The sequence below is a fragment of the Mesorhizobium japonicum MAFF 303099 genome, from assembly GCF_000009625.1.
GTDB classification, from domain to species: Bacteria; Pseudomonadota; Alphaproteobacteria; order Rhizobiales; family Rhizobiaceae; genus Mesorhizobium; species Mesorhizobium japonicum.
On record NC_002678.2, the window covers coordinates 6,461,947 to 6,476,437 of the forward strand.

Here is a 14,491-nt window from a genome sequence, read left to right on the forward strand (position 1 = left end):
CTATTCCCCACTTCCTATTCCCTACATCTTGTCGATCACCGACTGCACGCCCTCGGTCGGGGCGTCGACGGAAGAGCCTGCCACCATGATGGCGGCGACGATGGCCTCCGGATCGTTGACGACCAGCGGCTTGACCCGCTGCGCGGTGTGGATGAAGCCCTCCGCCGTCATATGATCAAGCAACGCCGTCATCGGATCCCAGAATCCGTTGATATTGGCGAAGACGATCGGCTTGCGGTGATGGCCGAGTTGCGCCCAGGTCATGATCTCGACGATTTCCTCGACTGTGCCGATGCCGCCAGGCAGCGCCACAAAGGCGTCGGATTTCTCGAACATCTTGTGCTTGCGCTCGTGCATGTTGTCGGTGATCAGCAACTCGTCGAGCCGGTCGAGCGCGGTTTCGGTTGCTTCCCTGTTGATCAGGAAGCGGGGAATGATGCCGGTCACCTTGCCGCCGGCCTTGAGCGCGCCTTCTGCGACGGCGCCCATAATGCCTTTGGTGCCGCCGCCATAGACCAGCCGCAGGCCCGCTTTGGCAATCGAGCGTCCAAGCAGGTGCCCGGCCTTCGCATAGATTTCATTGCGGCCCGGAGACGAGCCGCAATAAACGCAGACGGATCGAATCGTGTTCATGCGGATGATTGGTGATTGGGTCTGAAAGCGTGGTCAAGCCCTAAGGGTTGACAAGCCGGGCTTTTTCTTGAGTGCCCGTTTTTCTTGTCGGCATTGGCAAAACACGCTAGACCGGCATTAGGTGGCTAAGGGGTAGGGAAATATGGCAATTAATCCACTGAAGGCGTTCCTGTTCGCGGCGGGTGGGACCGTCGCGGCCGCGGGAACTGCCTATGTATCGGGCGCACTCGACCCGTATCTTCATCCAACGCCGCCGGCGAAGGTCGCGGCCTTGACGCCGCCCGAGGCGCCGAAACCGGCTGATCCCGGCACGGAAGGGCGACTGCCAGCGCCGGCGGTGCCGGCCGCCCCCGCCGCGGCGCCGCAGGCGACTGCTCCAGCCGCGTCCGCGACAGAGGCTACAGCTCCGGCAGCGCCTGCACCGGCCGCACCCGCAGCTGCCGGCCCGACCGCGCCGACTTTCGATGTCGTGCGCGTCGAGAGCAATGGCTCGATCGTCATTGCCGGCAATGCAGCGCCCAATTCAAAGGTCGAGATCCTGAGCGGCACGGCGGTGCTCGGTTCGACGGTGGCGGGTGCCGATGGCGCCTTTGTCATCGTGCTCGACGATCCGCTGAAGCCTGGCGACTATACGATTACCCTGCATTCGACCGTCGGCACGGTCGTGACCGTCTCGGTGCAGACCGCTGTCGTTTCGGTTCCCAAGAACGCCGCCGGCCAGGTGCTGGCCATGGTCGAGGAGCCCGGTAAGCCGGCCGAACTGCTGACGGTTCCCGCGCCCGAGACCAAACTGGCAGCACCCGCCACCGGCGACCAGGCTGCCGCTCCGGCTGCACCGGGGCCAGCTCCGGCCGCTGAAGCGCCCGCAACGGCTGCTCCGGCCCCCGCCGCACCGGCAACGCCGCCCGCCGCCGTGGCCGAACCCAAGATCGTCGTCGAGGCGGTCGAGATCGACGGCAACAAGATCTTTGTCGCCGGTCTCGCCGATCCGGGCCGCAAGGTGCGCGCCTATGCCAACGACATCCTGCTCGGTGACGCGCTGACATCGCCGGACGGTCATTTCCTCATCGAAGCGACGCGCGACATTCCAGTCGGCAGCTACACCATCCATGTCGACGGCCTCGATGCCGACGGCGTGAAGGTCGTGGCCCGCGCCGCCGTGCCGTTCGAGCGCGAGCCGGGCGAAGCGGTTGCCGCGGTGGCGCCTGCCGGGACCAAGCCGGCGGATGCCAAGCCGGCCGCACCGGCAGCCGCCGAAGCACCCGCCGCTCCGGCTCCTGCCGCACCGGCTGCGCCCGCTGCGGAGGCTCCGGCCGTTGTCGTTGCCCCCACGCCGCCAAGCGACGTGCCGGAAGCCGTGGCGCCCAAGCTCGAACATGCCGACGGCGCCGTGATTATCCGCCGCAACGACACGCTGTGGCGGATTTCGCGGCGCGTCTACGGCCACGGCGTGCGATATTCCACCATCTACCTCGCCAACCAGGACCAGATCAGGGATCCCGACCACATCTGGCCCGGCCAAGTGTTCAAGGTCCCGGAAAAGTCCAAGGAAGGCGAAGCCGCCGACCTCAAGGCAATGGGCGAGCAGGCCACGACGGCGCCGACTAAGAAGCAGTAGGAGCCTACATCGATCAGCTGGCATCGCCTGCTTGGTTGGAGTGAAGCGCGAAACCGTTTGCCCCGGGATCGCCCAGCTCAGGGCGGAGATTCATGCTCGGAATGAGATAATCTCCGCCATTTTGCCGACGGTATGGAATGGGCGCCGTCGTCGCAAGCGTCCTCATCCTGTCACGCAGCCGTTCAGCCACGGGCTCGAAGCCGGTCTCGTCGAGACGATCGACCTTGTAGACCACGAACGGCGGAAGCACGTCGTATCCGGGGTAATAAAGGATCCCGTGATTGATCGGAAACAGCAGGTCGTCGATGGGTCCGTTGATCCCGCGCGGCGTGTAGTGCTCCTCCCAACCCCCGGCGGTCACGATCAACATAGCGCGTTTCCCGACAAGGGTGCCCTCGCCATAGCGATCGCCCCAGCGCCGATCGCTGTGCTCACCAACGCCATAGGCGAATCCGTAGGCGAACACACGGTCGACCCAGCCCTTGAGGATTGCCGGCATGGCGAACCACCAAAGCGGGAACTGCAGGATCAAGGTGTCGGCCCACAGCAGCTTCTCGATCTCGGCCTTTACATCTGCGGTTAGCGTATTGGCCTCGAAACCCTTCTTGGAAGCCGCGACCGGGATGAGCCGCGCATCGGGTTCCAGCGAAGGGAAGTCGGCGCGATCGATTTCGGATTTCCAGCCATCGGCGTACAGGTCCGATACGCGCACCTCATGCCCTTGAGCCTCGAGTTCCCTTATGGCGACGTCACGAAGCGCGCCGCTCAGCGAGCGTGATTCAGGGTGGGCGAAGACAAGCAGAACTTTCATGGGTCAGATCCGGTATTGAGGAAACTGACGCAAACGTAGTCAACGACGATACGATCCACTATATGCAGGTAATGCATAATATTGTGCCGAATAATGGATAAGTCCGACATTACATTCGAGCGCATGCGCAGCTTCGTTCGCGTGGCCGAGCGTGGCAGCCTGTCGGCCGTCGCGCGGGAATTTGGTGTCGGGCAGTCAACGATCACGCGGCATGTGCGGGAACTGGAAGAAGCTGTCGGCGTGCCTTTGCTCAGCAGGACGACCCGGCGGGTCACGATGACCGCCGAAGGCAGCCGCTATTATGCCAATAGCGTTCAGATCCTGCGCCTCGTCGAACAGGCCAGCGATGAGGCCCGGGGCACGCGCGGCGCGCCCGCCGGCACGATCCGGATAAGCTGCACGGCGGCCTTTGGCGTCTTGCACGTCAGCCGCCTGATCTTCGCTTTTCAGGACCGTCATCCCGACATAGGGGTTGACCTCAGCCTCACGGATGAGCGGGTGGACCTCGTCCGTGAGGGTGTCGATATCGCACTTCGGCTGGGCCCGCTCACGGACAGCTCGTTGAAGCTGCGGGCTCTCGGCCAGTCGCGGCGCCTGCTCGTGGCGTCTCCGGACTATCTTGCGGCGCGGGGAAGACCGGCCGACCCTTCAGATCTGTCCCGGCATGAGGGCATCCGGATGTCGAACGTGGCGGGCAGCGAAACGCTTGCTTTGCAGGGCGCCGACGGCCAACGCCACACGGTGCCTTTCGCCGGGCGACTGCGTATCGATCATGGACTTGCCGCGCGGCAGGCCATGATCGCCGCTCGCGGGATCGCGCCGGCGCATCGATGGCTGGTGGACGATCTCCTGGCTGCGGGCTTGCTCGAGACGATCCTTGCGGATTATTCGCTGCCGTCCGTCCCGCTGAACATGTTGATCGTCCCGGAGCGCGCGGGCGTCGCAAGGGTCCGCTTGCTGGTCGAGTTTCTGGCTGAGCAGATTGCCGCCATTCCAGGGATCGAGAAATCCCTGTCGGAGCATTAGCCGCCGTCCGATCTGCCCGGAAGAGTAGCTTGCGGCGGTGCCGTTCATCGTCTATCGCCGATGAACGATGACAGAATCCGCCCTTGAACCAGACCGCGCGACGAGTGCTATACCCAGCTGCATCTCAGACAGTGGCGCTATCGCGGCGCGATTTGCGGCGTTGTCGCATCCCGCCCGCATTGAGATATTGAAACACCTTTCGGCCAGCAATTCCTGCTGCTGCCGCGAGGTCGTCGACCGTTTCGATCTGGCGCAGTCCACCGTCTCCCAGCATCTGAAAATACTGGTCGAGGCCGGTCTGGTTCGCTTCGAGCCCGACCGCCAGCGCTCGCGCTATGCCGTTGATCGCGCAGCCCTTGCCGATGTATCGGCATCGCTGAACGCCCTCGTCAATTCCTGCTGCTCCGGCCGCTGATCCTCTCACCCAAAAGGCAAGAAAAGTGGCCGAAAAAACCGTCTCCGCCGACACCTCAACGCTCACGACATTGCGCAATTTGTGGCCCTATATGTGGCCAGCCGACCGCGCCGATCTCAGGGCACGCGTCACCTGGGCGACGCTGCTGCTGGTCGTTGCCAAGTTAACGCTGGTCGCCGGTCCCTATTTCTTCAAATGGGCAACCGATGCGCTGGCGGGCGGCTTCAAGACGCCGCCGCCGCTGCCGTCTTTCATGCTCGCCCCGGTGATGCTGGTCGTCGCCTACAATGTGCTGAGGCTGGTTCAACTCGGCTTCAACCAGTTGCGCGACGCGCTGTTTGCCCGCGTCGGCCAGCATGCGGTGCGCCAGCTTGCGTTCCGCACCTTCGTTCACATGCACCAGCTGTCGCTGCGCTTCCATCTGGAGCGCCGCACCGGCGGCCTGTCGCGTATTATCGAGCGCGGCACCAAGGGTATCGAGACGATCGTGCGCTTCATCATGCTCAACACCGCGCCGACCATTCTCGAATTCGCGCTGACCGCCGGCATATTCGGTTTCACCTATGGCTGGAAATATGTGGCCGTAGTGGCAATCACCGTCTGGGTCTATGTCTGGTTCACGGTCAAGGCCAGCGACTGGCGCATTTCGATCCGCCGCGACATGAACGACAGCGACACCGACGCCAACACCAAGGCGATCGACTCGCTGCTCAATTTCGAGACGGTCAAGTACTTCACCAATGAGCGCATGGAGGCCGACCGCTTCGACCGTTCGATGGCGCGCTACGAGATCGCCGCCACCAAGACCTGGACCTCGCTCGGTTGGCTGAATTTTGGCCAGGGCGTCATCTTCGGCCTCGGCACGGTTGTCGTCATGTGCATGTCGGCGCTGGAAGTGCAGGCCCACACCCAGACCGTCGGCGATTTCGTCTTCATCAACGCCATGCTGGTGCAGCTTTCCGTGCCGCTCAACTTCATCGGCTTCATCTACCGCGAAATCCGGCAGGGGTTGACCGATATCGAGCATATGTTCGATCTGCTCGACGTGCCGCAGGAGATTGTCGACAGACCGGACGCCAAGCCGCTCAGCGTCAGCGCGGGCAAGGTCGAGTTCCGCGACGTGCATTTCTCCTATGATCCGAACCGCAAGATCCTGAAGGGTGTTTCCTTCGAGGTGCCGGCCGGCAAGACGGTCGCCATTGTCGGGCCGTCGGGCGCCGGCAAGTCGACCATCTCGCGGCTGCTGTTCCGCTTCTACGACGTGCAGGCCGGCCAGGTGCTGATCGACGGCCAGGATATCCGGGATGTCACCCAGGACAGCCTGCGCTCCATGCTCGGCATGGTGCCGCAGGACACGGTGCTGTTCAACGACACCATCGCCTACAACATCCGCTACGGCCGCGTCGGCGCGAGCGAGGAGGAAGTCCGCAAGGCTGCCGAACTCGCCCAGATCGGGCCGTTCATCGAAAAGCTGCCGGACGGCTACAAGTCGATGGTCGGCGAACGCGGGCTGAAGCTTTCCGGCGGCGAAAAGCAGCGCGTGGCGATTGCCCGCACCATCCTGAAAGCGCCGCCGATCCTGATGCTCGACGAAGCGACTTCGGCGCTGGACAGCCACACCGAGCAGGAGATCCAGGCCGCGCTCGATCTCGTCAGCAAAGGCCGCACCACCATTGTGATTGCCCACCGTCTGTCGACGGTGATTTCGGCCGATGAGATCATCGTGCTCAAGGACGGCCAGATCGCCGAACGCGGCACCCATGTCGAGCTGATGCGCAAGCACGGCCTCTATGCCTCGATGTGGGACCGCCAGCGCGAGGCGACCGAAGCCGAGGAGCGCTTGCGCCTTGCCCGCGAGGGCGACGAGCTCGGTGTCATCGTTCGCCGGCGGACGTCGGAGGTAAATTGACGCCGCTTTCCTTCTCCCCTTGTGGGAGAAGGAAAAAATTCGCTTGACCTCAACTTAAGTTGAGATTGTACGCCGTTCCTGGAGCCCGAAAACGCCATCATCCAGGAACGGAACAATCGAAATGAACGACATAAATCAGAACGTTAACGGCGGCAGCGTGTTCAGGGTGGACAAGTTCGTCGTCCCGGCCGCCGCCCGCGAGGAGATCCTCGTCAAGGTCAAGACGACGCATGAATTGCTGCGCCAGCAGCAGGGTTTCGTGCAGGATTTCCTGCTCGAGCAATTTTCGGGGCCGGGCGAATTCAACCTGGTGACGATCGTCGAATGGGAAAGCCAGGCGGCCGTCGACAAGGTCGTTCCGATCGTCAAGGCCGCGCATGAGCGCATCGCCTTCAATCCGCAGGAGACGATCGCGCGCCTCGGGGTACGGGCCGACATCGCCAACTATCAGCGGATTCCCGAGGCATAGAGCGACGAACTGCTCCAGGCTTAAGGCCAGCCGACGCCGGGTGCCGGCGCATCCACGCTGAGCACCTGGCCGGTGCGGGCGTCGCCGACCATGTGTTCGAAGCCGCGCCACTCGGCGGCGACGATGAACAGCGTCCTCCTGTCCGCGCCGCCCAGCATGCACGCGAAGCAGCCGCGATCGACGGTGACGGTCTGCAGCACCTCGCCGCCTTCACGCACCCGTACGCAGTGCTTGTTGGGAACATCCGCATACCAGACCGCGCCTTCTGCATCGAGGCAGATGCCGTCGGGATAGCCGTCGAGGTCGGCCCAGGCGCGCCGGTTGGACAGGCTGCCGTCGGCGGCGATATCGAAGGCGGTCAGCCGATTGCCATGGGATTCGGCAAGGATCAGCGTCTTGTTGTCCGGGGTCACCGCCATGCCGTTGGCGAAGGCGATGTCGTCAGCCACTTGCCGGACCGCGCCGTCCGCCGTGATCAGCACGACGGTGCCCGGGCCGAAATACTCACCGGCAGCCGGCGCCGGCCCGCCGCCATTGACATAGATGTTGCCGCGCCCGTCGACGACGATCTCGTTCCAAGGGCTTTTCGACAGGCCGCGCAGATCGGCATGGGTGACGAGCTTGCCATCAACTTCCTGTCGCAGCAGCAAGCCTTCACGGCCTGAAACGACCAGCAGACGACCGTCCTGCAGCCAGTCGATGGAATAGGGCAGGACGGCAGGCACTATGAGCATGATTTCGCGGTTGCCATGCGCATCGGTCGCGATGATCTCGCTGGTGCCCCAGTTGCAGACCCACAGGCGTCCGCCATGCCAGCGGGGCGATTCCCCGAAGGCAAGGCCAGTGGTGACGAGACGCGCCGGGGTGACCGATTGCATCTGCATGGGGAACTCCTTGTTGCGCGTCATCATGGCTGAAAGAGCCTTGGAAAGACCGCTGTCTCAGCAAGGACGGGCGAGGGGTCTTCTTTCCGACAGCCGCTTTGTTATTTCGTTCAGGAAAGTTGCCGATAGGGCGCTGGCAACGCATCACGGTGGCTTGTTCGTTGTCGTTGGTATCGGCGCCTGCGGGTCTTGACCGTGCCGCCAGCATTTGCAGGTACTGTAGCCCATCGTCGCGCCCGCCAGCGGCAGCCAATGCGGCGTGGCCGATTGTTGCGTTGCGGGCAGGGGGTGTTTCGGCTATTGAGGCCGGACCTGAAACAGGGACCGCCCCCACCCCATGAGCCTTGTCGACACGGTCAAGAACGCGTTCGTACCGATCCATCGCGAAGGCTATCCCTTCATCGCGGCCTGTGGCGCGGGTACGCTTTTCCTTGGCTATTTCTCCTCGGTCCTGTTCTGGCTCGGCCTGATCCTGACAGCCTGGTGCGTCTATTTCTTCCGCGACCCCGAGCGGGTTACGCCGGTAGACGACCGCCTGGTGGTGAGCCCCGCCGATGGCATCATTTCGGCTGTAGGACCGGCCGTGCCGCCGCGCGAGCTTGGCCTCGGCAATGTCGAGATGACCCGCATCTCGGTGTTCATGAACGTCTTTTCCTGCCATGTGAACCGCTCGCCCGTGCGCGGCCGTATTGCCAAGATCGAACATCGGCCGGGAAAATTCCTCAACGCCGAACTCGACAAGGCCAGCACCGAAAACGAACGCAACGGCCTGGTCATCGAAAGCCCCAACGGCACGGTGGCGGCCGTCCAGATAGCCGGCCTGGTGGCGCGCCGCATCGTCTGCTGGGCCGAGGCCGGCGGCTCGATCGGCACAGGCGAGCGTTTCGGCCTGATCCGCTTCGGCTCGCGCGTCGACGTGTTCCTGCCCTTGACCGCGACGCCACGCGTCGCCGTTGGCCAGACGGCGGTCGGCGGTGAAACCGTGCTCGCCGAATTCGGCGGCGTCGCCGGCACCCCGCTGGTCAGGATTTCCTGAGCCTTGGGCGCGCCATTCAAGAAGTTCGAGGCCCATGCCAGCGGCGGTCCGCGCATCCGCGAGATCCCGATGCGCATGGTGCTGCCCAATCTGGTCACCGTGCTTGCCATCTGCGCCGGCCTGTCCGGCATCCGCTTTGCCTTCGAAGACCGCTTCGAGACGGCGGTGGTGATGGTGCTGCTGGCTGCCTTTCTCGATGGCATCGACGGCCGGCTCGCACGCATGCTGAAGGCGACTTCGAAATTCGGCGCGCAGATGGATTCGCTCGCCGACATCGTCAATTTCGGTGTCGCGCCGGCCTTGGTGCTTTATGCCTTCCTGCTCGACCGCGCCGGCTCGCCGGGGTGGATCGCCGCCCTTCTGTTCGCCATCGCCTGCGGGCTGAGGCTCGCCCGCTTCAACGTGCTCGACGACGAGAAAGCCGAACGCCCGCTGTGGCAGTCGGAATATTTCGTCGGCGTGCCGGCACCGGCGGGCGCGGTGCTGGTGATGCTGCCGCTCTATCTGTTTTTCTTGCGGCTCGGACTGGAGCCAAGCCGGCCGGCCGCCTTCGTCGCCACCGGTTTCACCATCCTGGTCGCTTTCCTGCTGGTCAGCCGGCTGCCGGTCTATTCCGGCAAGAGCATCAAGATCCCGGGCGACAGGGTACTGCCGGTCATTCTCGCCGTCGTGCTCTACATCCTCTTGCTGATGACCTATCCCTGGTACACGCTGACGGCATCGGTCGCGGGCTATCTGATCTTCCTGCCGTTTTCCGTGCGCGCCTATTCCAAGCGCGCCAAGCTTGAAGGCGAGAAGGTGCCGCCTTCGGACATAGGTTAGAAGGTTCGCCGAAGTCCTTGATTTGACTCAGGCCGCGACGCCCAGTCCCAGCCTGTCGATCGCCAGCTTCCTGGTCGAGACATAATCGGTCTTGCCGGAACCGAGCACCGGGATTTCCTCCACCTTGACGATGTCGTTGGGCACCATCAGCTCGGCGGCCCCGGCTTTCTTGCCGAACTGGCGCAATTCTTCGGGATTGGCGTCGTCGGCGGTGGTGACCAGTACGATGCGCTCGCCGCGCCTCTTGTCGGGCACCGCCACCGCCGCATGGCGTTCTTCCGGCCACAGCGACTGCACCAGCATCTCGACCGCACCCAGCGACACCATCTCGCCGGCGATCTTGGCGAAGCGCTTGGCGCGGCCGCGAATGGTGATGAAGCCATCGCGGTCGACGGCGACGATGTCGCCGGTGTCATGCCAGCCGCTCAGCGGCTGCAGCTCACCGGGGCGGTCCGCAGTCATGTAGCCCATCATCAAATTGGGTCCGTCGAGCCACAACTGGCCGGCGTCCGAAATACCTTCGACCGGTTCCAGCTTCATGCGCATGGCCGGCAACAGCCGGCCGACCGTACCATCGCGCCCATGGATGGCGGTGTTGACGGCGACCACGGGTGCGGCCTCGGTCAGCCCAAACCCTTCGATGATCTCGGCCTGGAAGCGCTCGCGATAGATGCGGCGGGTTTCCGGCTTCACCGCCTCGGCGCCGGCGACGACGAAGCGCAGGCTGGAGAAGTCGCCGTCCTTGGCGGTGCGCGCATAGTTGGCGAGGAAGGTGTCGGTGCCGAACATGATCGTCGGCTGCACCTTGCGGGCGATCTCGGGGATGATCTTGTAGTGGAGCGGCGAGGGGTAGAGGAAAAGCTTCACTCCGGTGACCAGCGGCAGGACGGTGCCGCCCGTCAGGCCGAAGGAATGGAACACCGGCAGCACGTTGAGCAGGATATCGGCCGGCGAGATGGTGATGCGCGCCTCGGCCTGCATGGCATTGGCGAGAAGGTTCTTTTGCGACAGGACAACCGCCTTCGGCGTGCCCTCCGAGCCTGACGTGAACAGGATCACACCCGGCTTGGCCGCATCCTGGCGCTGCAGCGGCAAACGCCACAGCAACGCGGCGGCAAGCTTGTCCAGCGCGGTGACGCTGGTCCGAACATCTTCCAGCCACAGCAGCCTGGCGCCGCCCATCTCGACCGCGGCGACGATGTCGCCAAGATCGGCCTTCTCGACGAAGGCGCGCGAGGAGATGACGGTGCGGATGACGGCCGTGCGCACGGCGGCGGTGACGCTCGCCGGCCCAGAAGTGTAGTTGATCATCGCCGCCACTCGTCCCGCTGACAGAAGGCCGACGAATGACAGCACGACGCCATTGGCGTTGGGCAGCATTATTCCCACCGCTTCGCCTGGCGCGGTCACCGCCTCGAAACGCCTGCCCAGCACGCGGGCGCCGATGAACATCTTGCGGTAGCTCAGCGCACCCGAGATCACGTCCTCGATGATCGGATGCGAGGCGCCGACCCTGGCCGCGGCATCGCGCATGGCCAGGAACAGGCCGCGGTCGAGGTCGTTGCCGAAAAGCCGGGCCTCGGCGACGCGGTCGAACAGCGCATTGGTATTGGAGGCCTGGTCCGGATTGCGCGCCACCAGCTCGGCGATGGTCATCGGCTCCAGTACGCTCATCGAGAGCTGCGGAAACCAGTGCCGCGGGGCCCTGGCCGCCGGCGTCAGGGAAACAGGCAGGCTGCGCGCGCCGGCGACAAAGATCGGCACGATGCGGGCATCGGCCTGCATGGCGATGCGGGTGACGGCGCGAAACAGCCGAAACGTCTTGACGTCAGGCTCGACCGCATCCGGCAGATAGACGGCGAGCCGGCCCTTGCCCTTCAGCACACGCACCAGCCGGCGGCTGACGAAAAGATGTTCGGCATTGAAGGCAATCGTGCGGCCAAGCTCACGCCAGGGTTCCAGCCACGGCGAGCGCGCCGAGACCTCGTCCAGAATGTGCAGCGTGTCATCCGGCAGCAGCGACAGCATCAGCGCCGGTTCGAAGCGCGACTGGTGCGAGATGACATAGATGACGGGAGCCTGCGCCTTGCGCGCGATCCTGATGTGGCTGTCGTCGATCCGGTAGGCGAGCTTGAACGGCACATAGAGCAGCGCCTGGCCGAAACGCAGGCCGAGGCGGAATTTTTCCACCACGCCGATCAGCAGCCAGGCCAGGGCAAGACCCGCAAGCAGAGCCAGTGTCAGGATCATGCCGCTTCTCTCCCAACGATTTTTGTCATCGCGGCTCTTCCGCGGCCGCCTCGGCGCAGAGGGTAGCGCAAGTGGGCGCTAGGTCAATGTGGGAAGAGACGGTGTTCCTTCTCCCTCCGGAGGAAGAAGGAACGACCCTTACGCCGCCTTCAACCGCCCGCTGATGAAGCGGAACTCCTGCGTCTTGCCGCCATAGCCATAGGCGGCTGCCGGCACTTCATGCACGAAGGCGTAGCTTTCCTCGTGCACGCCACCCAGCAGGCGGCCGAAGGCATCGAAGAGGGCCTTGAGATAGGCTTCCAGCTCGAGCTTGGTGTTGGTGCCGTCGACCACCTTGATGTCCAGCCAGAACGTGTTGGTGCCATGCTCGGCCAGAGACTTGCCGCCGGCGAACCAGTGCTGCGGATCGATATAGGATACGACAACGGCGGTGATCGTCGGATCCTTGCGCAACTGCGTGGCGGTGATCTCGGTTATTTCCCTGGCGATGCTGGCGGACAAAGCGGCGTTTGGCTTGCCGGTGACGCTGATATTGATGATGGGCATCTTTTTTCTCCTTGGTTTGTAGCGGCGTCTGACCGCCGTTGGAGAGACCATGCCATCTTAATTGAGTCAAAAAAATCGAATTGTTTTCAACTAAAGATTCGATATCATCGAATTATGGAAACGCTCGATCCGGATTTGCTCAAAACCTTCCTCGCTTTCGTCGACAGCGGTTCGCTGGTGCAGGCAGCGTCGAGCGTTGGCCGTTCGCCTTCGGCGGTGACCGCCCAGATGCAGCGGCTGGAGGAGATCGTCGGCGAGCCGCTGCTGGCGCCGCAGGGGAGGGGGCGCGGCCTGACGCCGGCCGGGGAGGACCTTGTCGGCCATGCCAGGCGCATCCTTGCCGCGCACCGCGAGGCGTGGCTGGCGCTGAAGGGAGCGCGGGCTGCCGGGCGTGTCGCGATCGGCACGACGCAGGATTTCGCCGACAGCGGCTTGCCGGAACTTTTGCGTGCCTTTGCCACCAGCCATCCGCGCGTCAGGATCGAATTGCGGGTCGGCCGCTCCGCCGAACTGGCGCAGGCGCTGCAGGCCGGCTGCCTCGATCTGGCGATCGTCATGCGCCAGACAGCGGTACCCGATGAGGTCGGCGTCCTGCGCGAGCCGATGATGTGGCTGTGTTCTGGGAAAGGGCTCGCCTCGCGGCAGGAAGAACTGCCGCTGGCGCTGCTCGATCCCTATTGCGGTTTTCGCGAGGCCGCCCTCGCAGCGCTCGATGCTGCCGGCCGCCGCTACCGCATCGCCGCCGGCAGCGCCAGCCTGGCCGGCCTGCGCACCGCGGTGAATGCCGGCGTTGCACTGACCTTGCGAACCCCGCGCTTTGCCCATTCCGGCATTGTCGAAGCGCCGCGTGAGCTTGGCCTGCCGTCGGTTCCGATGGCCGAATTCGCGATCCGGCTGCGTACAGGAGCCGATGCTTCCGCGGGCGATCTGGCGGCGCTGCTCAGCGGCAACCTGGCCCTGTCCCAGCCGCCTGGCTGATCAGGCAGGGCCGGGAACTGCGTCGCCGGCCTGTCGGCAAAGAAAAAGCCGACCTTGCGGTCGGCTTCGGAGTAGGACGGGCCGAGGGGTTTGGGGGGACTTGGGGGGTGGCCCGTCGCACCAATAATGTCTGAGTCCGATGATGGTTCCGTGACTATGTCACTTTTTTAAGAAATATTTGACGCCGCCTGGTGTGAGCGGGCTGCCAGCCAGTCGCGGCCGGCATGGACGAACACCGCGCAGAGCACAATGGCGCCGCCGACCATGCTGGCGACAGGCGGTATCTCGGCCAGGAAAAGGAAGGCAAACAGGATCGCGAACGGCACTTCCGCCGAGCCGAGCAGGCCGGATTCGGGCGCCGGGATAAGCCGCGCCCCTTCCGTCCACAGGATCGACGACAATGCGAAGGATGCGCCGAAGGTGACGAGCAGAACCGCATCCCTTGCCGACACTGCCAGGGGATCGGTGATGAACCAGCCGAGAATGAACAGCAGGAAGGCTGAAACCGCGCCGGCCCACACCACCGGCGTGTCACGAAAGGCGCGCACCATGATCATGTAGAGCGCGCTGCCGGCCGTCATCAGCAGCGCAAGCCCGTCGCCGAACAGATGGCCGGTGCCGAACCCCGACCAGACCATGATGCCCACGCCACACATTGACACGGCCGCCGCCAGCATCGTCTGCAGGCGGAAAGGCTCGCGCACCAGCACCCAGGCCAGCAGGGCGGCAATGAAGGGCGACGTCGCATAGATGACCGCGACATTGGCGACGTAGGTGAACTTGAATGCCGAGATGAAGGCGATGCTCGCCAGCGCGCCTTCCACCGCCAGCAGCCAGCCGCGCCAGCCAAGCCGCAGCGTGCCGCGGTTGCCGGAGCGATGGTGGCGCCACAGCACATAGAGGCTGATCAGGATCGAGCCGACAAAGCCGCGCCAGCAAGTGATCGTCAGCGGATCGGCGTGGATCGACTTGGTCAAGACGCCGGTCAGGCCGAATACCGCCGCCGATGACGACACCAATATGATGCCGAGCGTGCGTTCGGTGGCTTCGGGTTTGGCGGCTGCGGCGTCAGTCATGCCGGCAGCCTACCCCGT

The 14,491-nt window shown here is 64.2% G+C and carries 14 protein-coding genes; 8 read left to right on the plus strand and 6 right to left on the minus strand.

The window, feature by feature from the left end:
* Positions 1–21: 21 nt before the first annotated feature.
* Positions 22–633 (minus strand): TIGR00730 family Rossman fold protein, encoded by a 612-nt coding sequence (locus MAFF_RS31780; protein WP_010915139.1) that lies wholly within the window; start codon positions 631–633, stop codon positions 22–24.
* A gap of 142 nt (positions 634–775) precedes the next feature.
* Between MAFF_RS31780 and MAFF_RS31785 the strand changes: the two genes are divergently transcribed.
* Complete coding sequence (locus MAFF_RS31785; protein ID WP_010915140.1) at positions 776–2,251, plus strand: LysM peptidoglycan-binding domain-containing protein; 1,476 nt, start codon at positions 776–778, stop codon at positions 2,249–2,251.
* 13 nt (positions 2,252–2,264) lie between these two features.
* Here the strand turns inward: MAFF_RS31785 and MAFF_RS31790 are convergent, their stop codons facing one another.
* Positions 2,265–3,062, minus strand: a complete 798-nt coding sequence (locus MAFF_RS31790; RefSeq protein WP_010915141.1) for an NAD(P)H-dependent oxidoreductase — start codon at positions 3,060–3,062, stop codon at positions 2,265–2,267.
* Positions 3,063–3,155: 93 nt separating this feature from the next.
* On the opposite strand from MAFF_RS31790, the gene MAFF_RS31795 reads away from it, so the two are divergent.
* The 4 genes from MAFF_RS31795 (at position 3,156) to MAFF_RS31810 (ending at position 6,881) form a co-directional block, all read left to right on the plus strand.
* Positions 3,156–4,088: a LysR family transcriptional regulator gene (locus tag MAFF_RS31795; RefSeq protein ID WP_010915142.1), complete on the plus strand. Its 933-nt coding sequence runs from the start codon at positions 3,156–3,158 to the stop codon at positions 4,086–4,088.
* Between the two features lie 67 nt (positions 4,089–4,155).
* Positions 4,156–4,503: an ArsR/SmtB family transcription factor gene (locus tag MAFF_RS31800; protein WP_010915143.1), complete on the plus strand. Its 348-nt coding sequence runs from the start codon at positions 4,156–4,158 to the stop codon at positions 4,501–4,503.
* Positions 4,504–4,528: 25 nt separating this feature from the next.
* Positions 4,529–6,412 carry an ABCB family ABC transporter ATP-binding protein/permease gene (locus MAFF_RS31805; protein WP_010915144.1) on the plus strand — a complete coding sequence of 628 codons (1,884 nt, stop codon included), beginning with the start codon at positions 4,529–4,531 and terminating at the stop codon, positions 6,410–6,412.
* A gap of 121 nt (positions 6,413–6,533) precedes the next feature.
* Positions 6,534–6,881, plus strand: coding sequence for a hypothetical protein (locus MAFF_RS31810; RefSeq protein WP_010915145.1), 348 nt, complete (start codon positions 6,534–6,536; stop codon positions 6,879–6,881).
* 20 nt (positions 6,882–6,901) lie between these two features.
* On the opposite strand, the gene MAFF_RS31815 is transcribed toward MAFF_RS31810, so the two are convergent.
* Positions 6,902–7,765 (minus strand): SMP-30/gluconolactonase/LRE family protein, encoded by an 864-nt coding sequence (locus MAFF_RS31815; protein ID WP_044551589.1) that lies wholly within the window; start codon positions 7,763–7,765, stop codon positions 6,902–6,904.
* A gap of 337 nt (positions 7,766–8,102) precedes the next feature.
* Between MAFF_RS31815 and MAFF_RS31820 the strand changes: the two genes are divergently transcribed.
* Positions 8,103–8,801, plus strand: coding sequence for a phosphatidylserine decarboxylase (locus MAFF_RS31820; protein WP_010915147.1), 699 nt, complete (start codon positions 8,103–8,105; stop codon positions 8,799–8,801).
* Between the two features lie 3 nt (positions 8,802–8,804).
* On the plus strand, positions 8,805–9,623 hold the full coding sequence (locus tag MAFF_RS31825; RefSeq protein WP_032929550.1) for a CDP-alcohol phosphatidyltransferase family protein: 819 nt from the start codon (positions 8,805–8,807) through the stop codon (positions 9,621–9,623).
* A gap of 27 nt (positions 9,624–9,650) precedes the next feature.
* Here MAFF_RS31825 and MAFF_RS31830 read toward each other — a convergent pair whose 3' ends face one another.
* Together MAFF_RS31830 and MAFF_RS31835 are read right to left on the minus strand one after the other, a co-directional pair.
* On the minus strand, positions 9,651–11,873 hold the full coding sequence (locus MAFF_RS31830; protein ID WP_010915149.1) for an AMP-binding protein: 2,223 nt from the start codon (positions 11,871–11,873) through the stop codon (positions 9,651–9,653).
* A gap of 138 nt (positions 11,874–12,011) precedes the next feature.
* A complete protein-coding gene (locus tag MAFF_RS31835; protein WP_010915150.1) occupies positions 12,012–12,419 on the minus strand; it encodes a tautomerase family protein in 408 nt (135 codons plus the stop codon).
* 114 nt (positions 12,420–12,533) lie between these two features.
* On the opposite strand from MAFF_RS31835, the gene MAFF_RS31840 reads away from it, so the two are divergent.
* A complete protein-coding gene (locus MAFF_RS31840; protein WP_010915151.1) occupies positions 12,534–13,397 on the plus strand; it encodes a LysR substrate-binding domain-containing protein in 864 nt (287 codons plus the stop codon).
* A gap of 167 nt (positions 13,398–13,564) precedes the next feature.
* Here the strand turns inward: MAFF_RS31840 and MAFF_RS31845 are convergent, their stop codons facing one another.
* Positions 13,565–14,473, minus strand: a complete 909-nt coding sequence (locus MAFF_RS31845) for a DMT family transporter (RefSeq protein ID WP_010915152.1) — start codon at positions 14,471–14,473, stop codon at positions 13,565–13,567.
* Positions 14,474–14,491: the final 18 nt, after the last annotated feature.

Coding starts and splice junctions, on each gene's coding strand:
- MAFF_RS31795 (WP_010915142.1), top strand. CDS start 3,156: ATGGATAAGTCCGACATTACATTCGAGCGCATGCGCAGCTTCGTTCGC.
- MAFF_RS31840 (WP_010915151.1), top strand. CDS start 12,534: ATGGAAACGCTCGATCCGGATTTGCTCAAAACCTTCCTCGCTTTCGTC.
- MAFF_RS31820 (WP_010915147.1), top strand. CDS start 8,103: ATGAGCCTTGTCGACACGGTCAAGAACGCGTTCGTACCGATCCATCGC.
- MAFF_RS31835 (WP_010915150.1), bottom strand. CDS start 12,419: ATGCCCATCATCAATATCAGCGTCACCGGCAAGCCAAACGCCGCTTTG.
- MAFF_RS31830 (WP_010915149.1), bottom strand. CDS start 11,873: ATGATCCTGACACTGGCTCTGCTTGCGGGTCTTGCCCTGGCCTGGCTG.
- MAFF_RS31800 (WP_010915143.1), top strand. CDS start 4,156: ATGACAGAATCCGCCCTTGAACCAGACCGCGCGACGAGTGCTATACCC.
- MAFF_RS31785 (WP_010915140.1), top strand. CDS start 776: ATGGCAATTAATCCACTGAAGGCGTTCCTGTTCGCGGCGGGTGGGACC.
- MAFF_RS31780 (WP_010915139.1), bottom strand. CDS start 633: ATGAACACGATTCGATCCGTCTGCGTTTATTGCGGCTCGTCTCCGGGC.
- MAFF_RS31845 (WP_010915152.1), bottom strand. CDS start 14,473: ATGACTGACGCCGCAGCCGCCAAACCCGAAGCCACCGAACGCACGCTC.
- MAFF_RS31815 (WP_044551589.1), bottom strand. CDS start 7,765: ATGCAGATGCAATCGGTCACCCCGGCGCGTCTCGTCACCACTGGCCTT.
- MAFF_RS31810 (WP_010915145.1), top strand. CDS start 6,534: ATGAACGACATAAATCAGAACGTTAACGGCGGCAGCGTGTTCAGGGTG.
- MAFF_RS31790 (WP_010915141.1), bottom strand. CDS start 3,062: ATGAAAGTTCTGCTTGTCTTCGCCCACCCTGAATCACGCTCGCTGAGC.